Origin of the sequence: Pectinatus frisingensis (genome assembly GCF_014076555.1) — a bacterium.
Taxonomy (GTDB): domain Bacteria; phylum Bacillota; class Negativicutes; order Selenomonadales; family Selenomonadaceae; genus Pectinatus; species Pectinatus frisingensis.
This window is the reverse complement of the sequence record NZ_CP045424.1, coordinates 1,956,025-1,981,986: the sequence shown is the minus strand read 5'-3', so window position 1 is coordinate 1,981,986 and position 25,962 is coordinate 1,956,025. Positions and strand designations below refer to the sequence as shown.

General features: G+C 38.0%; 21 protein-coding genes. 17 read left to right on the top strand and 4 right to left on the bottom strand.

Going from position 1 to position 25,962, the window contains the following annotated elements; all coding sequences use genetic code 11:
* Positions 1-11: 11 nt before the first annotated feature.
* The 7 genes from F8M42_RS09285 to F8M42_RS09255 all read left to right on the top strand — a co-directional run bounded on the left by F8M42_RS09285 (position 12) and on the right by F8M42_RS09255 (position 7,329).
* Complete coding sequence (locus F8M42_RS09285) at positions 12-1,118, top strand: glycosyltransferase family 4 protein (protein ID WP_182186195.1); 1,107 nt, start codon at positions 12-14, stop codon at positions 1,116-1,118.
* 35 nt (positions 1,119-1,153) lie between these two features.
* A complete protein-coding gene (gmd, locus tag F8M42_RS09280) occupies positions 1,154-2,188 on the top strand; it encodes a GDP-mannose 4,6-dehydratase (RefSeq protein WP_182186193.1) in 1,035 nt (344 codons plus the stop codon).
* Positions 2,189-2,199: 11 nt separating this feature from the next.
* Positions 2,200-3,141: a GDP-L-fucose synthase gene (gene fcl, locus F8M42_RS09275; protein WP_182186192.1), complete on the top strand. Its 942-nt coding sequence runs from the start codon at positions 2,200-2,202 to the stop codon at positions 3,139-3,141.
* 213 nt (positions 3,142-3,354) lie between these two features.
* Entirely contained in the window at positions 3,355-4,017 is a 663-nt protein-coding gene (locus F8M42_RS09270; protein WP_182186190.1) for a helix-turn-helix transcriptional regulator, read from the top strand.
* Between the two features lie 270 nt (positions 4,018-4,287).
* Positions 4,288-4,443 carry a hypothetical protein gene (locus F8M42_RS09265; protein ID WP_182186188.1) on the top strand — a complete coding sequence of 52 codons (156 nt, stop codon included), beginning with the start codon at positions 4,288-4,290 and terminating at the stop codon, positions 4,441-4,443.
* Positions 4,444-4,895: 452 nt separating this feature from the next.
* On the top strand, positions 4,896-6,158 hold the full coding sequence (gene dcuC / locus F8M42_RS09260) for a C4-dicarboxylate transporter DcuC (RefSeq protein WP_182186186.1): 1,263 nt from the start codon (positions 4,896-4,898) through the stop codon (positions 6,156-6,158).
* A 46-nt stretch (positions 6,159-6,204) separates the two neighbouring features.
* The gene (locus F8M42_RS09255; RefSeq protein ID WP_182186185.1) at positions 6,205-7,329 is read left to right on the top strand and encodes a M20/M25/M40 family metallo-hydrolase; all 1,125 of its coding nucleotides are present in this window, start codon (positions 6,205-6,207) and stop codon (positions 7,327-7,329) included.
* A 2-nt stretch (positions 7,330-7,331) separates the two neighbouring features.
* On the opposite strand, the gene F8M42_RS09250 is transcribed toward F8M42_RS09255, so the two are convergent.
* Positions 7,332-8,489: a TAT (twin-arginine translocation) pathway signal sequence gene (locus F8M42_RS09250; protein ID WP_182186183.1), complete on the bottom strand. Its 1,158-nt coding sequence runs from the start codon at positions 8,487-8,489 to the stop codon at positions 7,332-7,334.
* 3,944 nt (positions 8,490-12,433) lie between these two features.
* Here F8M42_RS09250 and F8M42_RS09245 point away from each other — a divergent pair.
* The 3 genes from F8M42_RS09245 (at position 12,434) to F8M42_RS09235 (ending at position 15,085) form a co-directional block, all read left to right on the top strand.
* Positions 12,434-13,051, top strand: coding sequence for a GTP pyrophosphokinase (locus tag F8M42_RS09245; RefSeq protein ID WP_182186182.1), 618 nt, complete (start codon positions 12,434-12,436; stop codon positions 13,049-13,051).
* An 18-nt stretch (positions 13,052-13,069) separates the two neighbouring features.
* Entirely contained in the window at positions 13,070-13,738 is a 669-nt protein-coding gene (locus tag F8M42_RS09240; RefSeq protein ID WP_182186180.1) for a response regulator transcription factor, read from the top strand.
* A gap of 78 nt (positions 13,739-13,816) precedes the next feature.
* Positions 13,817-15,085 (top strand): sensor histidine kinase, encoded by a 1,269-nt coding sequence (locus F8M42_RS09235; protein ID WP_182186178.1) that lies wholly within the window; start codon positions 13,817-13,819, stop codon positions 15,083-15,085.
* 37 nt (positions 15,086-15,122) lie between these two features.
* Here F8M42_RS09235 and F8M42_RS09230 read toward each other — a convergent pair whose 3' ends face one another.
* Positions 15,123-15,500 (bottom strand): VOC family protein, encoded by a 378-nt coding sequence (locus F8M42_RS09230; protein ID WP_182186177.1) that lies wholly within the window; start codon positions 15,498-15,500, stop codon positions 15,123-15,125.
* A 367-nt stretch (positions 15,501-15,867) separates the two neighbouring features.
* Here F8M42_RS09230 and F8M42_RS09225 point away from each other — a divergent pair, with 367 nt between their 5' ends.
* The 7 genes from F8M42_RS09225 (at position 15,868) to F8M42_RS09195 (ending at position 23,407) form a co-directional block, all read left to right on the top strand.
* The gene (locus tag F8M42_RS09225; RefSeq protein WP_182186175.1) at positions 15,868-16,686 is read left to right on the top strand and encodes a class I fructose-bisphosphate aldolase; all 819 of its coding nucleotides are present in this window, start codon (positions 15,868-15,870) and stop codon (positions 16,684-16,686) included.
* 138 nt (positions 16,687-16,824) lie between these two features.
* A complete protein-coding gene (locus tag F8M42_RS09220; protein WP_182186173.1) occupies positions 16,825-17,373 on the top strand; it encodes a glycerol-3-phosphate responsive antiterminator in 549 nt (182 codons plus the stop codon).
* A gap of 15 nt (positions 17,374-17,388) precedes the next feature.
* Complete coding sequence (locus tag F8M42_RS09215; RefSeq protein WP_182186172.1) at positions 17,389-18,966, top strand: FGGY-family carbohydrate kinase; 1,578 nt, start codon at positions 17,389-17,391, stop codon at positions 18,964-18,966.
* 21 nt (positions 18,967-18,987) lie between these two features.
* Complete coding sequence (locus F8M42_RS09210; protein WP_182186170.1) at positions 18,988-19,749, top strand: SDR family NAD(P)-dependent oxidoreductase; 762 nt, start codon at positions 18,988-18,990, stop codon at positions 19,747-19,749.
* Positions 19,750-19,786: 37 nt separating this feature from the next.
* Positions 19,787-20,788: a 2-hydroxyacid dehydrogenase gene (locus tag F8M42_RS09205; protein ID WP_182186168.1), complete on the top strand. Its 1,002-nt coding sequence runs from the start codon at positions 19,787-19,789 to the stop codon at positions 20,786-20,788.
* A gap of 176 nt (positions 20,789-20,964) precedes the next feature.
* Entirely contained in the window at positions 20,965-22,236 is a 1,272-nt protein-coding gene (locus F8M42_RS09200) for a PTS transporter subunit IIC (RefSeq protein WP_182186167.1), read from the top strand.
* Between the two features lie 580 nt (positions 22,237-22,816).
* Positions 22,817-23,407, top strand: coding sequence for a nitroreductase family protein (locus F8M42_RS09195; protein WP_182186165.1), 591 nt, complete (start codon positions 22,817-22,819; stop codon positions 23,405-23,407).
* A 70-nt stretch (positions 23,408-23,477) separates the two neighbouring features.
* Here the strand turns inward: F8M42_RS09195 and F8M42_RS09190 are convergent, their stop codons facing one another.
* A complete protein-coding gene (locus F8M42_RS09190) occupies positions 23,478-24,125 on the bottom strand; it encodes a response regulator transcription factor (protein WP_182186163.1) in 648 nt (215 codons plus the stop codon).
* Positions 24,106-25,812, bottom strand: a complete 1,707-nt coding sequence (locus tag F8M42_RS09185) for a sensor histidine kinase (protein ID WP_182186162.1) — start codon at positions 25,810-25,812, stop codon at positions 24,106-24,108. The genes F8M42_RS09190 and F8M42_RS09185 overlap by 20 nt, the downstream gene beginning before the upstream one ends.
* Positions 25,813-25,962 lie beyond the last annotated feature (150 nt).

Genomic DNA, 25,962 nt, shown 5'->3' with positions numbered 1-25,962 from the left:
AAGGTATATGTGTGAAAATATTATACATTATTACCCTTTCAGATATGGGAGGGGCACAAGTTCATTTGCATGAACTTATAACCAACTTACCGGCCAGTATGACAGCATATGTGATTATTGGTAATAAAGGATGGCTGTCTGGGCAATTGGAAGAGATGGGAATAAGGGTTTTTATTGTAGATGATTTAGTAAGAAGCATAAGCATTAGTAAGGATATAAAGGCTGCTTATAGAATATATCGGCTGATTGAGAAAATAAATCCAGATATAGTACATTGCCATTCTAGTAAGGCTGGTATTTTGGGGAGAGTTGCAGCATATTTAGGTGGAATATCTGCAGTTTTTACAGCACATGGTTGGGCATTTACTGAGGGGGTTAGCGAAAAGAAAAGGGTTATATATAGATATATTGAGCTATTAGCAGGTTATTTCACCAAGAAAATTATTTGCGTTTCACAGTATGATTATCAATTAGCTATTGATTATCTGCCGCAACATAAAAAAAAATTGACTGTAATTCATAATGGGATAAGGTATATTGGAGTAAAAAAACATGGGCAAAATTGTTTATCAAATTTACGATTAGTAATGGTGGCGCGTTTTGCTGAACCTAAAGACCATATGCAGGTGGTGTATGCAATGCAAAAAGTGATAGCTGATAATAAAAAAGTTCATCTGTCATTTATTGGTGAAGGACCTAATATGCAAAATGTAAAAGAATTAGTAAAAAAGTTACATCTTGAGAGTAATATATCTTTTTTGGGACAGAGAGAAAACGTCAATAGTCTTTTATTCAATTATGATGTATTCTTATTAGCTAGTAATTGGGAAGGATTTCCTATCAGTATATTGGAAGCTATGCGTGTCGGATTACCGGTCATTGCTTCGGATGTTGGCGGGGTCAAAGAAGCTGTAGTGAATGGGAAAACGGGTTGGTTAGTTCCAAAAGGTGATGCAAACTGTTTAGCAGACAAAATAAAGTATTGCGTGGATAACTTAGAAAAATTGGACAAAATTGGCTTGGCTGGGCGCAAACGTTTTGAAGAATTATTTACAACAAAAATTATGATAGAAAAAGTTTTAGCTGTTTATAAAAATGTTATAGAAAGTGTTAATTAAAAAATTTAAAATGTTATAAAAAATGGGAGACATAAATGAAAAAAGCATTGATAACAGGTATTACAGGGCAAGATGGTTCTTATTTGGCGGAACTACTCTTAGAAAAGGGATATGAGGTTCATGGAATCATACGGCGGCATAGTACAATCTGCACGGAGCGCATAGATCATTTGTATGATGATGAATCACTGCAGGGAAGATTTTTCCTTCATTATGGGGATTTGACTGATTCATGCAATCTTACGGCACTTATTCAAAAGATCAGGCCGGATGAGATATATAACCTGGCAGCACAGTCCCATGTTGCTGTTTCATTTGAAGTACCGGAGTATACGGCGGAAACTACCGGTGTAGGGACTATCAGACTGCTTGATGCCATCTATCAAAGTGGTGTTGATTGCAAGTTTTATCAGGCTTCCACATCAGAGCTTTTTGGCGGGCTGCCGGGAACGGCACCACAGAATGAAGACACACCCTTTTACCCCAAAAGCCCTTATGGTGCCGCCAAGCTTTATTCGTACTGGATTACTGTAAACTATCGTGAATCATATAATATGTTTGCCTGCAACGGGATATTGTTCAATCATGAGTCACCACGGCGCGGTGAAACTTTTGTCACACGAAAGGTTACTATTGCCGTCGCAAAGATTTTGGCGGGCAGGCAGGAAAAACTTTCGCTGGGAAATCTTAACGCAAAGCGTGACTGGGGTTATGCCGGAGACTATGTGGAAGGTATGTGGCGCATTATGCAGTGCAAGACACCGGGAGATTATGTATTGGCGACAAATGAAACCCATACGGTGCGCGAATTCGTCGAATGTGCTTTTGATCGGGTGGGCATTACTGTTGAGTGGCAGGGTGAAGGTGTAGATGAAAAAGGCTACGATAAAAAAACTGGAAAGCTGCTTGTTGATATAAATCCGCGGTATTTTCGGCCTTCTGAAGTTGAGCTGCTGTGGGGAGATGCTTCCAAGGCAGAAAAAGAACTGAACTGGAAAAGAAAAGTGGATTTCAAAAATCTTGTTTCGATGATGGTTGAATCAGATATGAAATTATATGGCAATAAATAAGGATGATACATATGGAAAAAGACGCAAAGATTTATGTTGCGGGGCATCGCGGCATGGTGGGCTCGGCAATAGTGCGGTCACTGGAAAAAAATGGCTATGCCAACATAGTGAAAAGAACATCAAAAGAGCTTGATCTGCGGCGGCAGGATGAAGTAGAGGAATTTTTTGCTGCGGAAAGACCGACACATGTGTTTTTGGCGGCAGCTAAGGTCGGCGGCATCATGGCAAATAGTGAGCAGCCGGCTGATTTTATGTATGATAATATGATCTTGGAAATGAATGTTATCCATGAAGCATACAAAAATAAGGTTAAAAAGCTGATGTTCTTAGGCAGTTCCTGTATTTATCCACGGATGGCACCGCAGCCAATGAAGGAAAGCTGTCTTTTGACCAGCTCGTTGGAGCAGACCAATGAAGCCTATGCATTAGCCAAAATATCCGGGCTTAAATACTGTGAATATCTTAATCGGCAGCATGATACGGACTATATCTCGGTAATGCCGACCAATCTTTACGGACCGAATGACAACTATCATCCGGAACATTCGCATGTCTTGCCGGCACTTATCAGACGCTTTCATGAAGCAAAGATAAGTAACAAACCGGAAGTGATCATATGGGGGACAGGAAAACCGCTGCGGGAATTCCTTTATGTTGATGATTTGGCAGATGCCTGTGTCTATCTTATGAATACATATTCCGGTGATGAGACTGTCAATCTTGGTACAGGAAAAGAACTTACTATAGCTGAACTGGCTAATTTGGTAAAAAAAGTCATAGGCTATAATGGACGGATAGAATATGATGCATCAAAACCGGATGGGACACCGCGCAAGCTTTTGGATGTGTCAAAACTGAACAGACTGGGCTGGCATTATAAAACAGAGTTGGAAGATGGCATACGACTGACGTACAACGATTTTCTGCATAATGATATGCGGGCTGAAAGATGAGAAGTACATACGTGGTAATTTAATATAGAAATGTATTTATAGATGTTATTGGTAATAAAAAGATATTGTGAATTAAAAACTATAAGTTTGTGCATCTAAGCAGGAATATGAGAATGCGTGTCAAATAAACTACTGTATATGGGGGTATTTGACACACATTTTTATAAGAGATGTTTTGTGCAGTCTGGATTAATGGGGAAAGAGGTTATGTGCGTGAAGGATTTAAAGCAATATATCACGTTGGTTGATTTCCTTGGTAAGGCATTGGGTAATAGATATGAAGTGGTGCTTCATGATTTGACAGTTCCAGAAAAATCTATTATAGCAATAGCCAATGGAAATATAAGCAGGCGCAGAGTAGGGGAACCAATCACTGATTTATTACTTAAAATTTTGAAAAAAGGTAAAAAAGAACATACAGTTTTTATAGCGAATTATAAGGGGAGAACAGGTAATAAGGTATGTCGCTCATCGAGTTATTTTATTTATGATGAGTTAAAAAATATAATCGGAGTGCTTTGTATAAATGTTGATATAACACCATTGATAGATTTTAAAAAGGTTATTGATGATGAAGTATTTTTTGTAAATTATGACAATAAAAAAAGTTTAAAAGATGACATAATGGAAAATTTGGAGGGGTCTGTCGATGACTTAATTAAGAATATGATAGCTTCAAGGTTTGAAGAGTATGCGCATATGAGTGTCAGGATGTCATTTGATGATCGCTTGAATTTGGTCAGCAATTTATATAATGACGGATTTTTTTTATTGCGCGGCAGTGTCAGTGCACTGGCAGAAAAACTTGATGTATCTGAGCCAACACTTTATAGGTACCTGAATCGTGCCAAACGACGCATGGATAATAAGCTGTAATTTTGTCTAAGATAATCACTATTTAATCTTGACAAATAAATTATTATTGCGTAATATAGGTGTATACAAAAGTACAGCAAGGGCGCTGATTAGTTAATATCAGTGTCTTTTTTTATTGCCTTATTGTGGTTTGAGGGATATTTATATACGTATGTGATAATAAATTATTATATTTAATATAATAATTTATTATTTAAGTCAATAAATATAAAAAGAGGGGATTATAGGAGTTCGGTATTATCAATTCTTGTTATTGTGTGGATAATTTATATGATTGTAAAAAAACATTATCCTCAAGCTGTACTTTTATTTGCCGGTGTTATTTTATTGGCATGGGCTGATTTGTTAATGGGACTACGGTTTTATCAGCAAAGGCATCGTCAGGATCGAATGTCCTGGATATTTTTGAGACGATTCAGGTTCTAATGAGTGAGCGAATCGCCGGACTGGGTAGAGTATACACCGGCTGCAATTCCGGTAATTAAATTTATGTAATACCTATTTTTGCAGGGATAAAAAGTATAAATGTCAAAATAATATCAAAGATATCTTTTGCGTCACATATTTTACCAACTAAATTATCCGGTGTTGAGAGTATGTAGTATAATAATACTATTAAACTTGACTATTATACTATTAAATCAACCGTGTAGTTTGTCAGTTTGATTGGAGATAATTTATGGACGTTGGGGTAATATAACAGTTATTACGGTAACTATTGAAAGTTTTCGCATATAATATTATAATATAATTATATAAAGTATTGTAATGTTAGTGTTTGTATTTTGATACTTGCATATATTAAAATAATTTTCAAATAAATCAGTATATAAATACAATAATGAAAATTGATGTAAAAAATAAAAGGAGGCGCTTTTATGTTATTTTTGGGTATTGTTATTGTTTTATTGACTTTTGCGGCAATCGTGAAAAAGTATGAGGCTCGTATGGTATTATTTGCGTCGGGTGTTGTTATGTGTATCATAGGAGGAACGGTGAGCTCGGCAGTTGATGCATTCACCAAAACTATGGTGCATGGAACTTTGGTACCGACAATTTGTACGGTCATGGGTTTTTCTTTTGTGATGAGGTATACTGAATGTGATAAGCATTTGGCTATGTCGATTTCATCGGTTATTAAAAACAGCAAAGCAGTTCTTATACCGGTGACGATATTGATTACATGGTGGATCAATATTGCTATTCCAAGTGCTGCGGGCTGCGCTGCTGCTGTCGGCAGTATTCTCATACCGACACTTATTACTGCGGGGGTTCACCCGGCAATGGCTGGGTGTGCGGTTTTGGCTGGTACCTGGGGTAGTGCCATTAGTCCTGGTACGTCACATAATCCTTTTGTGGCTCAATTAGCCAATACTGATGTAATGACGGTAATCATGAACGAAGCACCGGCGGCCATTATTGCATCATTGGTGGTTATGGCGGCACTTACGGCAATTGCTGTTGTCTATAAGGAAACGGCTGATGAAAAACGTGGACAAAACCACACTGCGGTTCAGAACGAAACTGAAAATGCTTTCAAGATAAATCCGATTCATGCAGTAATCCCTTTGGTACCATTGATTTTGCTTATTCTGGGAAGTAAACAGGTGGCGGTGCTGCCTTTTGTCAATGTACCTTTTGCTATGATTATCGGGACTCTGCTTGCGCTTCTTGTTACATGGGCCAATCCTCAGGATGTCTGTAAAAAGTTTTTTGATGGTATGGGAAATGCGTACGGTAACGTCATTGGTCTCATCATTGCAGCAGCGGTTTTTACACAAGGTATGGCGGCGGTGGGGCTTACTGATAGTCTTATTGAAGTAATGAAGGGTTCTCAATCCATTGCTAAAATAGCAGGAGCATTCGGGCCGTTTATTATTGCGGTATTGTCTGGATCTGGTGATGCGGCGGCACTCGCCTTTAATGGTGCGATTACGCCATTTGCCGAACATTTTGGTATGTCGATAATGAATTTGGGTTCACTGGCGCAGATGTCTGGTGCCATCGGGCGTTCTATGTCACCGGTAGCTGGTGCTACACTTATTTGTGCAGAGCTTGCTGATGTATCGCCGATGGAATTGACAAAACGTAATGCTATTCCAATGTTATTGGGTGTGATTACTTTTATGGTGATTTTTTAAAAAATTATAATGACTGATATTGATGTACAATTAAGGAGAAATTTATATGATAAATGAAAAACGGCTTTTGGATGAATTTTTGGAATTTGTGAAGATCCGCTGCTCGACACGTCAGGAACGTAAAATAGCTGATATTGTTACTAGAAGACTTATTGAATTAGGTTGTACGGTGCAGGAAGACGACACAGCCAAAAAAATAAATGGCGATACGGGCAATCTTGTCGCTTATCTTAAGGGAAATGTTAAGGCTCCTGTGCTCATGCTGACTGCGCATCTTGATTGTGTTGAACCTTGTGAAAATGTCCGGCCTCAGGTGACAGACGGGATAATCAGGTCTGATGGCAGTACTATTTTGGGTGCAGATGATAAAGCCGGTGTTGCTGGTATTTTGGAAGTGCTGCGTGTTTTAAAAGAGGATAATGTTCCTCATGGTGATCTGCAGATAGTATTTACCGTAGCTGAAGAGGGCGGTGTCAATGGTTCGAAGAATATGGATAAATCGCTTTTAAAGGCTGAGCTGGGATATACTTTGGATACACATGGTGCACCGGGAAAAATAGTAGTAAAGGCACCCGGACAGAATAAGATTTTTGTCAAGGTGAAGGGGAAGGCAGCTCATGCGGGAATTGCACCGGAAAAAGGCAACAATGCGATAATTGCGGCAGCTAAGATGCTGACAAAGATTCCACAAGGTCGTGTTGACGAAGAAAGTACATGTAACGTAGGAGTGATCCGTGGTGGAAGAGCTACTAACATTGTAGCGGAAATGGTTGAAATAGATTGTGAAGCACGCAGCCGCAATAAAGCTAAAATGGAGATATTGACAGATAAAATCTGCCATGTTTTCGAACAAGGCGGCATAGAAACAGGGACGCAGGTAGAGGTAAAAGTTAAAAAATCGTATGATCCATATGAAATTGCCGAAGATTCAGCTGTAGTACAGCTTGCTGCTCAGGCTGCGCGAAAAATGGATTTAACAGTTTCTATAGAAGAATCCGGTGGAGGCAGTGACGCAAACTTTTTTAACAGTTATGGGATTCCTTGTGCAGTGTTAGGAGTGGGAATGGCCAACGGACATACCGTGGATGAATTTATCAAGGAAGAGGATTTATATAATGCTGCCCGACTGACGTTACAAATTGTTAAAGAAGCTGTGGTTAAGGCAAATTAATATTATGCTGTTATGATTTGTTTTACGATTTTTAAAACTTCCTGATAAGGATCAGTTCCCTGGGAAAGGGCATGGTGTATGCACATGAAGCTGACTTGCGAACCGATGTAGTTGCGGAATTTGTTAAAGTCGATTTTGTTCATGGCGTTATTATCCATACCATATTCTTTTTTTGCTATTTGCTGGAGCATAGCGGCACTTTCTTGTGAAGCAGGGACGCTTAGTACCCAGTCATGGTCACCAAGATGGACGATAAAACCTTCCTGTTTATGCGGCAGGGGCAGGGTTTCTCCATTACTTGCTAAAAGACCTAGTTTTATGGGATCTTTTTGTGCAATATAGGCGGCTGATTTGAGCCATCCGACTACTAATGCTTCATCCTGAGATGTTCCGGGATGATCATGGGCACAGGCTTGTGCCACGATCACGTCGGGAGGAAAACCTCGATAAATGGATTCAGCCAAGCTGAATATGTGATGCGAGCCTGTCATGGCGATGGGCAGCTCTACCAGTGATGCTCCGTTTGGCTGCCATTGGAATACCCATGGTTTAGCAATGTCATGCAGTATTTCTCCGGCGATGGCCGTATTATAATTGACGTTATAAAGAAAATTATTTGAATATGATTTACATATGCCTTGTGCTATTGTTGTATTATTCAAGGTGTGCATTACCAGACCGCCTGGGTAGGCATGGTGGCTGTCATAGCCGCTACCGGGAGCTGTAATGAATGGCTGTGGCGGTTTCATTGGATTTTTCAGCGGGGGGAAAAGCGTTTTGGCAGTTATTTTATTTTTATCTATAAGGCCATTATCCAGGAGCTTGGCGTAAATACTTTGGACAGCGCTGGATGAATCATATTGCTGCATAAAAGTCATGGATGGATCGTTTAAGACTTTTTTTACATTCTGGCTGAGAGCTGTGTCGGTAATGCTGTCGGCAGCGTTCAGCAGCCTGCTCCAGCCATCATTGATCATTTTGGAAAGCTTTATGGCAGCATCCGGATTTTCGGGACATTTGGCGAGTGAAGTGGAAGTTATCTCACTGCTGGTGGCAAACGATATATGCGGCATACTTAGGACAGCCATTCCGGCTATGGTTCCGGCGGACATTTCTAAGAAACTGCGGCGTGATAATCCTGATGGGTTTACATTTGGCACAATAATTTCCTCCTAAACATGTAAAATAATAACTGAAAAAATAAATTTGACAGCTTTTATTTATTATATGCCAGTTGGGAATATGCAACGTTATGGTTATATTAATGTTTTATGAAATGTTTTATGAAATGTTTTATGGCGATAGATAAAGACATGTAACTCGTCACTGCTGAAGCGATTCCTGTCTTTCTGACGGACAAAAGATAAGATATATGTTTCGATGTTTAAATGATGCTGATCAAAAGACTATCTTCGGGATATTGGTATGTGGTGAATGTTTTTCCAATATGTTATGAGAATGACTGACCAAAAGGCTCCCTTCCAGGGGAGCTGTCGGCGCAGCCGGCTGAGGGGTTATCTTAAAACAAGATAATATTTTTTGATTACTGCATTTTGCGGAAGTTTAAGGAGTAAACCCTCCCGTCATGGCTTACGCCATGCCACCCTCCCTGTTAAGGAGGGCTTTAAGGATATGTGGTTTATATTACAAGAAATTACTAATCTTAAAGATTATCTTCGGGATATTGGCATGTGGTGAATGTTTTTCCAATATGTTATGAGAACTGCTAACCAAAAGGCTCCCTTCCAGGGGAGCTGTCGGCGCAGCCGGCTGAGGGGTTATCTTAAAACAAGATAATATTTTTGTTGATTACTGCATTTTGCGGAAGCTTAAAGAGTAAACCCTCCCGTCATGGCTTACGCCATGCCACCCTCCCTGTTAAGGAGGGCTTTAAGGATATGTGGTTTATATTACAAGAAATTACTAATCTTAAAGACTATCTTCGGGATATTGGTATGTGGTGAATGTTTTTCCAATATGTTATGAGAATTGCTAACCAAAAGGCTCCCTTCCAGGGGAGCTGTCGGCGCAGCCGGCTGAGGGGTTATCTTTAAAATAAGATAATATTTTTTTGATTACTGCATTTTGCGGAAGTTTAAGGAGTAAACCCTCCCGTCATGGCTTACGCCATGCCACCCTCCCTGTTAAGGAGGGCTTTAAGGATATGTGGTTTATATTACAAGAAATTATTAATCTTAAAGACTATCTTCGGGATATTGGCATGTGGTGAATGTTTTTCCAATATGTTATGAGAATTGCTAACCAAAAGGCTCCCTTCCAGGGGAGCTGTCGGCGCAGCCGGCTGAGGGGTTATCTTAAAACAAGATAATATTTTTGTTGATTACTGCATTTTGCGGAAGTTTAAGGAGTAAACCCTCCCGTCATGGCTTACGCCATGCCACCCTCCCTGTTAAGGAGGGCTTTAAGGATATGTGGTTTATATTACAAGAAATTACTAATCTTAAAGATTATCTTCGGGATATTGGTATGTGGTGAATGTTTTTCCAATATGTTATGAGAACTGCTAACCAAAAGGCTCCCTTCCAGGGGAGCTGTCGGCGCAGCCGGCTGAGGGGTTATCTTTAAAATAAGATAATATTTTTTTGATTACTGCATTTTGCGGAAGTTTAAAGAGTAAACCCTCCCGTCATGGCTTATACGCCATGCCACCCTCCCTGTTAAGGAGGGCTTTAAGGATATGTGGTTTATATTACAAGAAATTATTAATCTTAAAGACTATCTTCGGGATATTGGTATGTGGTGAATGTTTTTCTAATATGTTATGAGAACTGCTAACCAAAAGGCTCCCTTCCAGGGGAGCTGTCGGCGTAGCCGGCTGAGGAGTTATCTTAAAACAAGATAATATTTTTATTGACTACCGCATTTTGCGGAAGTTTAAGGAGTAAACCCTCCCGTCATGGCTTACGCCATGCCACCCTCCCTGTTAAGGAGGGCTTTAAGGATATGTGGTTTATATTACAAGAAATTACTAATCTTAAAGATTATCTTCGGGATATTGGTATGTGGTGAATGTTTTTCTAATATGTTATGAGAACTGCTAACCAAAAGGCTCCCTTCCAGGGGAGCTGTCGGCGTAGCCGGCTGAGGGGTTATCTTAAAACAAGATAATATTTTTGTTGATTACTGCATTTTGCGGAAGTTTAAAGAGTAAACCCTCCCGTCATGGCTTACGCCATGCCACCCTCCCTGTTAAGGAGGGCTTTAAGGATATGTGGTTTATATTACAAGAAATTATTAATCTTAAAGACTATCTTCGGGATATTGGTATGTGGTGAATGTTTTTCCAATATGTTATGAGAACTGCTAACCAAAAGGCTCCCTTCCAGGGGAGCTGTCGGCGCAGCCGGCTGAGGGGTTATCTTAAAACAAGATAATATTTTTGTTGACTACTGCATTTTGCGGAAGTTTAAGGAGTAAACCCTCCCGTCATGGCTTACGCCATGCCACCCTCCCTGTTAAGGAGGGCTTTAAGGATATGTGGTTTATATTACAAGAAATTATTAATCTTAAAGACTATCTTCGGGATATTGGTATGTGGTGAATGTTTTTCCAATATGTTATGAGAACTGCTAACCAAAAGGCTCCCTTCCAGGGGAGCTGTCGGCGCAGCCGGCTGAGGGGTTACCTTAAAACAAGATAATATTTTTGTTGACTACCGCATTTTGCGGAAGCTTAAGGAGTAAACCCTCCCGTCATGGCTTACGCCATGCCACCCTCCCTGTTAAGGAGGGCTTTAAGGATATGTGGTTTATATTACAAGAAATTATTAATCTTAAAGACTATCTTCGGGATATTGGCATGTGGTGAATGTTTTTCCAATATGTTATGAGAATTGCTAACCAAAAGGCTCCCTTCCAGGGGAGCTGTCGGCGCAGCCGGCTGAGGGGTTACCTTAAAACAAGATAATATTTTGTTGACTACTGCATTTTGCGGAAGCTTAAGGAGTAAACCCTCCCGTCATGGCTTACGCCATGCCACCCTCCCTGTTAAGGAGGGCTTTAAGGATATGTGGTTTATATTACAAGAAATTACTAATCTTAAAGATTATCTTCGGGATATTGGTATGTGGTGAATGTTTTTCCAATATGTTATGAGAACTGCTAACCAAAAGGCTCCCTTCCAGGGGAGCTGTCGGCGCAGCCGGCTGAGGGGTTACCTTAAAACAAGATAATATTTTTGTTGACTACTGCATTTTGCGGAAGTTTAAAGAGTAAACCCTCCCGTCATGGCTTACGCCATGCCACCCTCCCTGTTAAGGAGGGCTTTAAGGATATGTGGTTTATATTACAAGAAATTATTAATCTTAAAGACTATCTTCGGGATATTGGCATGTGGTGAATGTTTTTCCAATATGTTATGAGAATTGCTAACCAAAAGGCTCCCTTCCAGGGGAGCTGTCGGCGCAGCCGGCTGAGGGGTTATCTTAAAACAAGATAATATTTTTGTTGATTACTGCATTTTGCGGAAGTTTAAGGAGTAAACCCTCCCGTCATGGCTTACGCCATGCCACCCTCCCTGTTAAGGAGGGCTTTAAAGATATGCGGTTTGCAAAATCAGCAGGTTCTGTTATGGATTATACTAGGGCAATTGGATATTTGGAGAATTTTAGTATGAAGTGTAAGTAAATAGTTAAAAGGGTTTTGCTATGAAGTATATCTAAAAATATAAAAGTGAAATATTATATTTTTGTGAATAATATAAATAGTATTGACATTTTTATAAAAACATGCTATCATGAATTACATAGAATGTTGCTATACTATTGATGTTGGCTATAACACTTCCTTTTTATATAAACATGGATTTTATAATTCATTTTATTCTAAAAGAAGCGTTATTACAGAAAACCCTGATGATTGATGTGAATTGCATCTTTCATCGGGGTTTTTTGTGTATTGTCAAAGTTTTGTTTTTATAAATCTAATGGCAATGTTTTTGTGAGGCAGAGGGTTTAGTTATAGACATGACGAATATTTTTTATAGGTGATAATGTTGACAATTAAAAAAAGTAATGACATAATCAGCACTATGTAATTTGGTTGCAAATCTGAATGGATTGCATTGTGGTTGAGGTGAAGTGTGAATGACAGATAATATATACGGAAAGTATAAACCAGTTTTGAAAGCAGTTTTGGCAGATATTGCTGCCCGTATTGAAGCGTATAATGAACAGGAAAAAGCTAAAAATGGTGAAATGGCGTATGAGCATTTAATATATCGTATCAAATCGTCTGACAGTATGGCAGAGAAATGCTGTCGCAAGGGATTGCCCGAGACATCTCGTTCAGCTCTTTTAGATATAAAGGATGCAATTGGTATTCGCATTGTCTGCCGGTTCGTTGATGATATTTATCTGAATGTCAGGTATATTAAGGCAATGGCGGGATGTCGTATAGTACAGGAAAAGGATTATATCAAGCATGTTAAACCGAACGGATATCGCAGCTATCATATGATCCTTGAATTTACAGAACCTTATGAAGATGCAGCTGGGGAAAACCCAGGACATTTTTTCGCGGAAATACAGATAAGGACTATTGCTATGGATTCATGGGCTAGTTTGGAACATCAGATGAAATATAAGCATGATGTTAAAAATACTGATATTATAGAAAGAGAATTAAAACGCTGTGCCGATGAGTTAGCTGCATGTGATGTATCAATGCAGACAATACGAAATTTGATTTGTAGTGAACAATGATTGCGAGGGATAAATAAAATGAAGATATTGCTGGCAGAGGATGAGCGCGATATGTCAGCTGCAGTGACAGCTATACTGGAACATTCAGGTTATGAGGTAGATGCCGTATATAATGGATTGGCAGCGGTGGAAAAAGCGCAGGAAAGTACATATGACTGCATGATTTTTGATGTAATGATGCCAAAACTGGATGGCGTCGAGGCACTGAAGCAGTTGCGCGACAGCGGTGATGTGACACCAGTAATAATGCTTACTGCCAAGGCTGAAATAGATGACCGAATCACCGGACTTGATGCCGGTGCGGATGATTATCTGACAAAACCGTTTGCTATGAGAGAACTATTGGCGCGTATCCGGTCTATGACAAGACGCACTGTTTCTTACACACCGACAAAACTTTCTGTTGGTGCAGTTGATTTGGATATTGAAGAACAACAGTTATCCTGTAAAAATTCTATTAGTTTGTCCAATAAAGAAACAAAACTTATGAAATTTTTTATGCTTAATGTTGGGAAATCATTGTCAACAAGTATCATTTTTTCCCATGTTTGGAAGGATGAGTCAGATGTAGATGAATCCATTGTCTGGATTTATGTATTATATTTACGGGAAAAACTGGAAGCTGTTAATGCTGATATTAAAATCGAAGGGGATAAGGGAGAAGACTTTTTGCTGGCGGAAAAATAAAAACTGGGTTGAGAGGCGCTTTTGAAAAATATAGCTGCAATTGCTATGTTTTATGTATAAGGCAGGTGGTATAAAATCATGAACATTATAAAAAGATTGCGGCGAAAATTTATATTAATGGCAACGATAGCAGTTATTATTGTTGTTGTTGGAGTGCTGGGGTTAATCAATACGATTGCGTATATGCGGATGAATGGGCAGGTTGAGTCAGTCCTTTCATATATTTCACAAAATGGCGGTGATGTGCCGCCTAATAAGATGGTACCGGGTGGTGGCTGGTTCGGCGATAGAAATTGGTCTGATGATACACCGGACTTTTCGTATCAGATCCGTTTTTTCAGCGTTGTTATGGGTCCTGATGAATATGTCAAGATGATTAATACCCAAAATACGGTCGCATTTACGAAGGGTGAGGCAATCCAATATGCACAGGCTATTGTACAGGCAGGGAAAACTGAGGGAATCTTCAAAAAAGACAGAGCCAGTTATGCTTATATGCTGACAAAAGATTTTAATGGCGATTTCCTTATTGTTATTATGGATTGTACTCATGATGTGGATGCTGTTGAGTCATTTATGAGGTATTCAGTAAAGGTTGGTTTTGTCTGTATTATATTATATGTTATTATTTTAGCGGCTTTGTGCAATATGGCTATTAAGCCTTTTATCCGTAATATGGAAAATCAGAAACGGTTTATTACTAATGCCGGGCATGAACTCAAAACGCCTATCGCTATTATTTCAACTAATACTGAAGCTATAGAAATGATTAATGGGAAAAATCAGTGGACAGAAAGTATTTTGAAGCAGGTTCAAAGATTGTCCAATTTGATAAATGATCTTATCATACTGGCTAAAAGGGGTGAGGGATCCCATGCTGATCTCGTTGTTGAGAAAATCGATTTGTCGGAGACGGTAGCCGGCATAGCGGGGACATTTCGGCAAATGGCAGAGGATCAAGGGAAAAATCTTCTTTGCCATATTGCCCCGCAGGTATATATCAAATCTGATACAAAGTGTGTGTATGAACTTATAAATATTCTTGTGGATAATGCTATTAAATACTGTGACGATGGCGGCAGCATTGATATATCTCTTGTAAAAAGTAAGAAGAAAATAGCGGATATTGTTATTTCCAATACATATGCTGATGGCGCTGACACTGATTATTCCCGTTTCTTTGAGCGGTTTTATCGTGGTGATATTTCGCATGACAGTAAAAAAAGCGGTTATGGCATAGGGTTGTCTATAGCAGAAGAATTGACACAGCTCCTTAAAGGGAAAATTAATGTATCATATACAGATGGAAAAATTGCTTTTGCAGTGCGATTAAATACCAATGATTAGACGGCAGGTATTAATAAATAATGTTTTGTATAGAAGTTTAGGATTTATGTTTAGCGCAAAGGCAAAAAGGATGTCCGGAAGGATCAAAGAATGTAATGAATTGACTGCCGCCAAATTGATTTTTTGCTTTGACTGCACCATATAGTTCTGCATTGTGTACGGCAGCTGCCAAATCATTTACCTCAAAGTTGAGGTGCATTTGTTTTTGTTGTCTGCCTTTTTCTTCCGGCCATATTGGTGGTATGTAGTTATTGTCTTCGACGAATAAAAGCGTCAGGCCATTTTCGCTGCTTACTGCGGGATGCCCAAACATTTTATGTTTTTTCCAGCCGAGCAGTTTGTGGTAAAAGTCACTTAAACGTTCTTCATTATCACAGTCCAGCATTAAATCACCCAGTTCAATTTCTTTAGGCATAGTATATCTCCTTTGGTAAACTGTATATTATGTGAATATTTGATATGGGGCTGTTGCACGACTAGTATAGGTTTTATGAAAGTAATAATGTGCAGCAGCTATTTTTATCTATAATATTCCTAATAAATATTTTTTGCAAATTAAGAATTTTGGGTTTTTATTATATGTGCTGGAAATTTGCCAATAAAAGTAAAATTCTGTATTGACAATAATTTTACTAAGAGTTAGAATAAAAGTGTAAAAATTAAAGATTGATTTTGTGAACAAGAAATACAGAGCGTTCATTTAGATTAGTAAGAGCTGACAGCTTTTATTAATTTACTTGGGCGCTCTATTTTTTTTGTAATATTTTAAGGAGGAAGTTTGTATGGATAAGACAAAACGAATGAATCGAATTTTTGGGAAAGATGGAAAAACTATTATTGTGGCGCTTGATGGTTTTGGTTTTAGTGCCCGCACAGAGGGTGTTGATTTTTCGGTCAAAAATGTAAAAAATCTTTTAAAGTATGGATTGAATTGTGCTTTAGTCACTTATGGACAGGCACAAATGTTTGCAGAGGATTTACTGGATGTACCTACTGTTTTGCGGGTAGATGGATCGGTAGATGTATTTAATAATAATGTGCCGGAAACAGCGCAATTTTTTGATGTAACTGATGCTTTGAAATTGGGCGCAGATGGTGTTGTGTGTATGACATTTCCGGGTGGAGATAAAGGCAGAGAAGAATTTTCGCATAAAATGCTTTCATCATTGGCAAAGCAGGGAACAGAATGGAACGTTCCCGTGTTGGCAGAAACATTGCCTTGTTCTTATCCGGTCATTGATGAATATCCCAATTCAGGGAATCCGGAATATATAAAGACTGCGGCCAGGCTGGGCTCAGAATATGGAGCAGATATCATAAAGACAAGATTTACCGGTAATATCGCAATCGATAAAAAAATTGTTGAAAATGCTGTAAAACCAACAGTTGCTCTTGGTGGGCCGAAAACCGATAATAAAACTTATTTCGAATATGTTCACAATCTAATGCAGGCCGGAGTAAAGGGAATTGCCTGTGGACGAAATATTACACAAGATCCTAACCCGGTAGGAAAGGTAGCTGCCTTGTCAGCTTTAATTCATGATGGTAAAAATGTTGAAGAAGCTCTTCAAATTTATGAAAATGTAAAATCAGAGTATTAATAAAAAGATATATTGAATATTTAACAGAATAATTTAATTTTTTAGATTAAATACTTAACTGGATAATCTCTTAACATGGTCAATACAATAATTTTTTACTTTGATTGGAAAAATACTAAATTATGTGGAGAAATTATTATGCAATTTAAAAATATTGTAATACCTTCGGTCAGAGAGATGAAATACCTGTCTTTATCATGTAAGGCTAAATCACCAATTATATTATTGAGCAATACCGATATAGGAAATCTGATGTCACAAGTAAACTATGTGCATAAACATGGTAAACAGGCATTTGCTCATCTGGAATTGATTGGTGGGTTTGCACCTGATATTGCAGGCATGAAATTACTTAAGAATATGTATCATTTAGATGGTGTTTTTACGACGAATATCCAGGCAGGAAATATGGCTAAAAGTTTAGGGTTGATAGTAGTATATCGGTTTTTTTTGATTGACAGCAGATCGCTTAAAAGGACTTCTGAAATATTAAGGAAAAATAAATTTGATGCTATAGAAACACTGCCGGCATATTGCGCCATACAGGAATTTGCCGATTTACAGCGGTTAGGAAACGGGACTCCTTTTATTGCTGGAGGATTTGTCAGGGATTCAAAGATGGTTGCAAAGATTTTTGCAGCAGGCATATCTGGTATTACCACAAGCAAAACGGAGTTATGGGATTAGAAGGGAGATTTAAAGATGTCGAAATATTTGATGGGCATTGATAATGGAGGAACTTCAAGCAAGGCTGCTATTTATGATTTAAAAGGACGGGAAGTTGCACAGTGTACTACTTATACAAATATGCTGACTCCTTATGAATATTGGACAGAAAGAGATATGGACGAATTGAAACGTGTCAATTTTGAAGCAATAAGGGGAGCTGTGGAGAAGTCCAGAATTAATCCTAAGGATGTTATCGGGGTATCTGTAACTGGACATGGGAATGGACTATATCTTATAGGCAGGGATGGAAGTTATGTCAGAAATGGGATTATATCAACGGATAATAGAGCCCATAGAATTGTTGAAAAATGGCTGTCAGATGAAAATTATGAGAACATTGTACGACCGCGCACGTATGCAACAATTTGGAGTTCGCAGCCACCGGCACTATTAAAATGGCTGGATATGAATGAACCTGAGGTTTATGACAAGGTTGAATATGTGTTCATGATAACAGATTTGGTCAGGTATTGGCTTACGGGTAAGGCGGGATTTGAGGTTTCGAATGCCAGTGGGACGTCTTTATTTAATCAGGATACGGAAAACTATGATGAAGCTGTGTTCAAATATTTTGGCATAGAAAAATGGCTGAAAAAAATGCCGCCGTTAGTTGGTTCATCTGAAAAAGCCGGAGAAATTACTGAAGAAGCGAGTAAAAAGACGGGGTTGGTCAGAGGAACTCCGGTAGCGGGTGGACTGATTGATATAACAGCGAGCGCTCTTTCCACGGGATTGGTGAAACATAATCAATTATCGATTGTAACCGGCACATGGAGTATAAATCAATATATTGATAATAAAATAACAGTAGTAAAAGATTTATTTATGACCTCGGATTATCCTCTTGCGGGAGAACATTTATTAACAGAGGCATCACCAACAAGTGGTTCAAATCTTACATGGTTTATTGATACATTTTTAAAGGCTCATTCAAAATTATTGAAAATTGTTGATGATGAAAGCAGTGTTTACGATTATTGTTCAAGGTTGGTAGAGTCTGTTAAGCCATGGGAAAGCAAGCTTATTTTTTATCCGTTCATTTTTGGTTCAAATGCGGGAGTTGCCAATTCTTCAGCAGGTTTTATAGGAGCAACTAAAGAAACATCGTTGGCTGAATTTGTTGCTGCAATTTACGAAGGAGTATGTTTTGCCCATAAATCGCATGTTGAAAAACTTATGAATATTAATGAACATATTTTGGATGCACCAATTAGAATCGCCGGAGGAATAACTAATTCAGAAACATGGCTGCAAATGTTTGCCAATGTATTCCAAAGGACATTGGAATTAGTAAATGTTAAGGAAAATGGCGCTTTAGGAACATCAATGGCAGCCGGTGTTATGGCGGGAGTTTTTCCTGATTTTCATGCAGCTGCTGAAAATATGGTAAATATTTCTAAGGTAATAAAACCTGATCCGACTATGGCCGGAGTATATAAACAAAAATATGAATTATATAAAAAATCTGTAATCAGTCAAGCTGATGTCTGGGCAAATATTGAAAATACTGTTTTATTAAAACCAAAAGCTAAAGAATTGGTATGTAATTGAAAATTGAAAGGATTGAGTATCATGGAATTGGGGTTAAAAGGTAAAAAAGCACTTGTTACCGGTGGCGCGACGGGATTGGGAAAGCAGTTCGTATTAGAATTGGCAAAAGAGGGTGTGACTGTTGGATTTAGCTATTACAGTGAAAAAGAAAATCCAGGTGAAGTAGAAAAGATAACAGCCACTCAGATTGGGGTAAAGGCCTACGGTTTTAAAACGGATTTATCGAAAGTTGAACAGGCAAAACTGTTATTCGATGAAGTTCATAAAAAACTTGGGAAGGTTGATATTTTGATTAATAATGCCGGGGTATGGCTGACCGGACTGGTCACCGAAATAAAACCTGAAGCCTGGGATTTGCAGATGGAAACAAATTTAAGGGCACCGTTTCTTTTATGTCAGAAATTTGCCCAATATGCAAATAAGGAGGGTCATGGCGGACATGTTTTGAACATAACCAGTCAGGCAGCTTATTATGGTTCAACAACAGGACATTCGCATTATGCTGCTTCAAAAGCGGGGCTGATTGCCTTTAATGCTTCATTTGCCAGAGAACAGGCAAAGAAAGGAATCAACAGTAATAACATCGCTATTGGAATCATGCATACCAGAATGATTCAGGCAAATCTTGATAAGGATCCCAATTATTATGTAAATAGAATTCCAATGGGGCGGGTAGTGGAACCCGAAGAAATAGCGAAAATGGGTACTTTATTTGTTTCCGATGTATATAGTTATATGACGGGGGCAACTGTGGATGTCACCGGTGGTATGCTGATGCACTGAAACAATACAAATTTAAATATAAGGGATGAGATTGATTATGAAAATACTGGCATTTGGTGATAATTTGATCACACCGGAAATGTTAAAAAATGGATTAAAAGCTTTTGAAGATAATGGTGATACAGTTGAAATTCGCGATTGGAGCCATAAATCAGTTGAAGCGCTGCAAAACGACAATATCAAAGTTGAGCAGCATGGGGCTAATGCTGTCGAAGTGAATGATCCTGAATTATTGAAAAATATCGATACATTTGATTTAATCATCACACAGTTTACGCCGATTGGCAAAAATATAATTGATAAAGCTGCAAAGCTAAGATATATAGGAGTCTTAAGAGGCGGTATAGAAAATGTGGATGAAGAATATGCCAATAGTAAAGGAATAAAAGTTTTAAATACCGCAGGACGAAATGCTAGAGCTGTGGCGGAGTTCACTGTTGGCATGATTTTGTCGGAAACCAGAAATATTGCCCGGACTAATGCAGAAATGCATAAGGATATTTGGTTTAAGAATTTTCCTAATAAGGATAATATTCCTGAACTGGGCGGAAAAACCATTGGAATTATTGGTTTTGGACATATAGGACAACTCGTAGCCAAATTTTTGGATGGATTTGGTGCCAAGATAATTTATTATGATCCGTATGTTGGTAACGCCAAGGGAGCCGAAAAATATAACAATATTGAGGAGCTTGTGCAGGAAGCTGACATAGTCACAATTCATATGCGGGCTACTGAGGAAACACATCATATTATCAATCAGCACATTTTTGAGTTGATGGATGAAAAAACTTATTTTATAAATACAGCGCGTTCAGCCTTAGTGGATGAGAAGGCACTGGTACGCGTCCTATCGGAAGGGCGATTAGCCGGTGCGGCAATTGATACGTTCGATGATGAACCATTACCAGCAAATTCTCCATTTTTAACATTGCCAAATGTAACTTTAACTTCTCATTTAGCAGGTACTACAGCAGATGCATTTAAAAATACCCCTAAATTATTTGCAGAGAGATTTTTGAAGGATAAAAATAATTAATAAGTTATAAAAAAGGGACTGTGGTACGAATATATTCCCATCATAGAAATGCAATATATCATTGCTAGTGATTGTTCATTTTTCTAAGGACGGATAAAAAAGTCGGATAGTGTATTTTTATGAATGAAAGTGTTTTATGTGCAGCAGTCCCGTATTATAGGAGGAGCGTGAATAATATGCCAATAATTAACATGATTGTTAATTTAGGGTCAGCAGTCATGATGCCAATAATTTTCTTTGTAGTGGGTATGATTTTCAGAATGCACCCGGCTAAAGCATTTAAGGCCGGCATGCTGGTGGGAGTTGGATTTACAGGAGTCTCGATGGTTATTACGATGATGCTGAATGCACTTGGTCCGGCATCTAAGGCCATGGTGGAAAGACTTGGATTGCAGCTTACGGTCACTGATGTAGGATGGGGAACAGCATCTACGATTAGCTGGGGTTCGCCAATCATGCTGGTTACAGTTATTGGTTTTTTAGTTATAAATGCAATATTATTGATTCCTAACATCACTAAAACAGTGGATTTGGATATATTTAATTTTTGGATATTCTTGCTTGTAGGTACGGCAATTTATGCAGGCACGGATAATTTTTGGATTTCTGTAATAGCCGTTTGGATTATTTATGCTTTGACACTTATTGTGGCAGATATTACACAGCCGATTATTCAGAGGCAATTTCCTAATAAAAACTTAGATGGAATTTCTTTCCCTCATTTAACTTGTTTGGCATGGGTGCCATTTGGAATAGCAGGAAACTGGATTTGCGAACATATTCCTGGATTGAATAAGATACAGTTCGATCCTGAAACTATCAATAAGCGGCTAGGTATTTTAGGTGAACCTATCAGTTTTGGTGCGATTATTGGGGCAATCATGGGAATACTTGCCGGATATGATATGCCTAAAGTTTTGACATTGGCAGTAAATATTGCTGCTGCAATGTATTTGCTGCCGGTAGTGGTTAATGTTTTAGTATCGGGATTGGTGTTGGTAAAAGAACATGTCAATAAAAAACTAAAGATTTGGTTTCCGAACAGGCAGTTTTATATCGGAATGGATACAGCTCTGCTGATTGATGATCCGGCAGTCTTATCAACAGGATTACTGCTGTTGCCGTTCGCAATAGCATTAGCTTTTGTTTTGCCGGGAAATAAAGTTTTGCCATTTGCTGATTTGGCTTCATTAATGTTTTTATTTGCAATAATTGCTCCTTTTTGCAAACGAAATATTTTTCGTATGCTGATTTCAGGTATTTTGATCATTATAGTGATCTTTTATGCGGGCACATCGTTGGCACCAGAATTTACAAAAGCCGCAGTAGATTCTCAAATCACTTCGGTAAAAGAATTCACATTCATTACTAATTTGGTTGGCCCTGTTACAACTTGGGTAGGCTGGTTGTTTATTAAAGGGAGTGAATTAATAGCAACTTTACTTTAAGATGTAAAGACAACTGATATTGTGCAGCAAAATACCGCTGGTATTGTATAGAGTTTTATCAATACCAGCGGTATTATTATTTGATAAATAATGTTTGGTATATTACTTGTTTAATTTACAATAAGTAATTGATATTGGCAGTTATAGCAATAGGATTGTCGCACAAACCATATTGATTTCATAAGAATGAAAACTACCACCGCTGTGCGGTTCCTCATTATTCTAAAGGCGGACAAAGGAAGCAGAATATTGCATATTTATGAATGAAATGGTATAGAAAAAACCATCGGTAACTTCGAAAAAGGTAAGTAATCAAACAAACCCAAAAGAAGTTGAAAACCGATGGCTTACTCCCATTCCAGCCTGCCCTTGAAGAAAATTTTATTATAATCATATCAGAAAATCATGTATTTATTTGTCCCAAAACTAAAAAAAGGAGATGATGGCTGCTTGAAAAGCGGTAAAAGTTGACTGTTATTGTATTAAAATGTCTACTCTCATTTTACGTATTGATATAAATTATAAAGATGATGTATTATGGATTCATAGAAAAATTTTTTATAAATTGGAGGAAATAATTATGAATCAAGTTTTGGAAACAATAAAAAACAGAAGAAGTATAAGAAATTATTCAGATAAGCAGATCAGGGAAGAAGAGCTTAAGGCTATTATTGAAGCGGCGACTTTTGCACCCAGCGGGCATAATTGCCAGCCATGGTATTTTACTGTTATTCAGAATAAAAAAATGATTGAAATCATGAATGAAAAAATAAAAAAGCAAATGCTTTTGCCTTCGTACAAATGGGCTAATAAAATGGGTGAGTCAGCACAATATCATGTGTTCCATAAAGCTCCAACAGTAATAGTGGTTTCCGGTGATAAAAAAGCGAGTTCTCCATTGCCGCTGGCTGGCACGGATTATTATTATACGCCGCTTGTTGATTGTGCAGCTGCTATAGAAAATATGTTGTTGGCGGCAGAAAGTTTTGGAATAGGCAGTTGTTGGCTTGGATTGGTCAATCTATTCTTTGAATTGCCGGAGGTAAAAAAACTTAATATTCCCGATGATTATCAGCCATATTTTGCAGTTACACTTGGTTATAAAAATGTTGTAGTATCCCACCAGACTGCATCGAAGCGCAGGACAGGAACAGTCGATTATATCCGGTGATGCATTGCTTAAAGACAAAATAATTAATGAAATGAACCGTCACTATGAAAGTTATATATTTTACAGCGGACTATTTTCTCTTTACTAAATCATTGCGCAGTGTATAGGTAATGAGCTGTGTCCGGTTAGATAAACCAAATTTAGTAAGGAGTTCTTTAATGTGGTATTTGACGGTAGCTTCCTTTAATTTTAATTGTATGGCAATTTCTCGATAGGTTAAACCCTGCGTTAGTAACTGCAATACTTCTTGTTGTCTGTCAGTCAAATTTTTTTCTGACAGGGTGTGGAGTTTTGTGTTTTCCTTATATTGAATAAACTTGTGCAGCAGCTGTTTAACTAAATGTGGTGCAATTGGAGATTCTCCGGCATTCATTCCAGTGAGCTGCCGGAGAAAACTTTCAGGTTCCATGGTTTTTAGTAAGTATCCTTCAGCTCCGGCTTGAAAAGCGGCTAAGAGATTTTCCTCATCCTCAAAAGCGGTAAGCATAATGATTTTTGCATCAGGATAATCTTTTTTTATCATCCTGGTGGCTTGTATGCCGTCACAGCCAACCATTTGGATATCCATTAACACCACATCTGGCTGAAGCATCTCATATTGCATCAATGCTTCAATACTGTTTCGGGCAGTTCCTACTACTTCGATGCCTTGCGAAGCAAGAAAATGTTTTAATCCTTCTAAAACTAGGGCATGATCATCAACCAATAGTATTTTCAATGTCTTGTACCTCGCTTTCGATAGTATTTAGATGAACTATTACTTTTGTCCCTTTGCCTGGTTGAGTGTCGATTTGAAGCTGGCCTCCGGCTTCTTTGGCTCGTTCTGCCATTATGCCCAAACCAAAGCTTTTGTCTTTTTCAGAAACAACAGATGGATCAAAACCGCAGCCATCATCTTCAATTATTGTCGTTATTTGTCTGTTTGTATGTTTTAGTTGTACTGTTATTTGTTGGGCATGTGCATGTTTGCGAATATTGGTAAGTGCTTCTTGGATAATGCGCAGTAATTGCAGTTTAGCGGTATTGCTTAGTAATTTATCAATCGACTGTTTAGGTAAAATAAGCCGAGTCTTGATTTTTCTGTTTTTTTCATACCATGTCAGGTATTCATGCAGATTGTTTTCAAGGGAGCAGTTTGCAATATCCTGCTTTTTTAATCCCATAATGGATTCCCGAATATCAGTATTTATATTTTTGATGATTTTTTTTAATTGATTTAGTTGTGTTATCGCTTTTTTTATTTGCCCGGTATTTAACAGAAAATGAATAGTCTGCAGTTCAAGACTGATAAAATGACATGTTTGGGCTCGATCATCATGTATTTCCCGTCCTAATCGTTGACGTTCAGTAAGGATGGATAGAGCTTTTTGTTGTTCTATAAGTTTGGCTTGCTGGTTTTTCTGTTTGGTAATATCTTTTAGCACAATAATTTTTCCTAAGCATTGATTGTGCGTTTTCATAAGAGTCATGTTTAAACGATAATAACGATGTTCATTAAGAGTACCTCGTATAGTTATTATATTGTCGTTGGTAATTGCGGCCAATTCTGGATAAACTGTGGTAAGACGTGTAAAACTGTCACCAATTTTACAAGATGTTGTCTTGGAGAATATACTAAGGGCAGATGGATTTAAATCAACGATATAATCGTATTCATCTATTACTATGAGTCCGTCAATCATATCGTGTATAACAATTTCCTGACTTAACGGCAAAATATTGTAGATATGCCAGTGATAAAATCCCCAAGTGAGTAGTGCGCCATTAACTAGAAAATTGAGTGGTAGAGGGGCTATTTTTTGAGCTGACGGAACAAAGTTCAATATTGAGCCTATTACAGAGAACATGGCAGCAAATGTAAACCACAAGGCTTGGTGACGTCTTAGACCGACAGTAATAAATATCCAGCGGATACTAAAAACTGTTGCCAAAAGGCACAATAAATAACTGGTAAGGCGTGCAATCCAGACACCAGGTCCCAGGGTGATGTTTAGTATTTGTCCTTCCAGCCAGGCATAACGCCAAAACAATTTGTGTGAGAAATTAGTTAATATGCCTAATATTAAGCAGATAATGATTGTTCGTATGCAATATCGGAAGGTAATAGGAATTTTTGCTTTTTGCCCACTGATTTCAACGACAAATAAGAACCAAAAATAAGGAGATAAAATACAGGATATTCGTAAGAAATTATTCCAAAATAATTTGTGTGGTAATCCAGGACTAATGGTCATAAGTACTGATGACAGCAGCCATGTACATTTGCAAATTTGTGCATAGACCTGCGATTTTGCACCAGGTGTTTTGCGAAATTGCCATATATATGTTGACATAGAAATTAAAGTACCAACGACTAATAAATAAAACCATATATTTTCAATAGGAGGATACTCCTGAATTGACAATAAAGATCATTTCCCTTTATCAAAATTATTATATAAATGATTGAACCAGAAATTTAAAATACTTTAATACTGGTAATACACTTAATTTCCGATAAAAAAATTAAGTCTTTACTAATCATATATTTTTATTATAGAATTCTTTTATTCTTA

What these genes read in the sequence shown, in the direction of transcription:
- gmd (WP_182186193.1), top strand. Translation starts at nt 1,154, where the DNA reads ATGAAAAAAGCATTGATAACAGGTATTACAGGGCAAGATGGTTCTTAT.
- fcl (WP_182186192.1), top strand. Translation starts at nt 2,200, where the DNA reads ATGGAAAAAGACGCAAAGATTTATGTTGCGGGGCATCGCGGCATGGTG.
- F8M42_RS09265 (WP_182186188.1), top strand. Translation starts at nt 4,288, where the DNA reads ATGATTGTAAAAAAACATTATCCTCAAGCTGTACTTTTATTTGCCGGT.
- dcuC (WP_182186186.1), top strand. Translation starts at nt 4,896, where the DNA reads ATGTTATTTTTGGGTATTGTTATTGTTTTATTGACTTTTGCGGCAATC.
- F8M42_RS09255 (WP_182186185.1), top strand. Translation starts at nt 6,205, where the DNA reads ATGATAAATGAAAAACGGCTTTTGGATGAATTTTTGGAATTTGTGAAG.
- F8M42_RS09245 (WP_182186182.1), top strand. Translation starts at nt 12,434, where the DNA reads ATGACAGATAATATATACGGAAAGTATAAACCAGTTTTGAAAGCAGTT.
- F8M42_RS09240 (WP_182186180.1), top strand. Translation starts at nt 13,070, where the DNA reads ATGAAGATATTGCTGGCAGAGGATGAGCGCGATATGTCAGCTGCAGTG.
- F8M42_RS09235 (WP_182186178.1), top strand. Translation starts at nt 13,817, where the DNA reads ATGAACATTATAAAAAGATTGCGGCGAAAATTTATATTAATGGCAACG.
- F8M42_RS09230 (WP_182186177.1), bottom strand. Translation starts at nt 15,500, where the DNA reads ATGCCTAAAGAAATTGAACTGGGTGATTTAATGCTGGACTGTGATAAT.
- F8M42_RS09225 (WP_182186175.1), top strand. Translation starts at nt 15,868, where the DNA reads ATGGATAAGACAAAACGAATGAATCGAATTTTTGGGAAAGATGGAAAA.
- F8M42_RS09220 (WP_182186173.1), top strand. Translation starts at nt 16,825, where the DNA reads ATGCAATTTAAAAATATTGTAATACCTTCGGTCAGAGAGATGAAATAC.
- F8M42_RS09215 (WP_182186172.1), top strand. Translation starts at nt 17,389, where the DNA reads ATGTCGAAATATTTGATGGGCATTGATAATGGAGGAACTTCAAGCAAG.
- F8M42_RS09210 (WP_182186170.1), top strand. Translation starts at nt 18,988, where the DNA reads ATGGAATTGGGGTTAAAAGGTAAAAAAGCACTTGTTACCGGTGGCGCG.
- F8M42_RS09205 (WP_182186168.1), top strand. Translation starts at nt 19,787, where the DNA reads ATGAAAATACTGGCATTTGGTGATAATTTGATCACACCGGAAATGTTA.
- F8M42_RS09200 (WP_182186167.1), top strand. Translation starts at nt 20,965, where the DNA reads ATGCCAATAATTAACATGATTGTTAATTTAGGGTCAGCAGTCATGATG.
- F8M42_RS09195 (WP_182186165.1), top strand. Translation starts at nt 22,817, where the DNA reads ATGAATCAAGTTTTGGAAACAATAAAAAACAGAAGAAGTATAAGAAAT.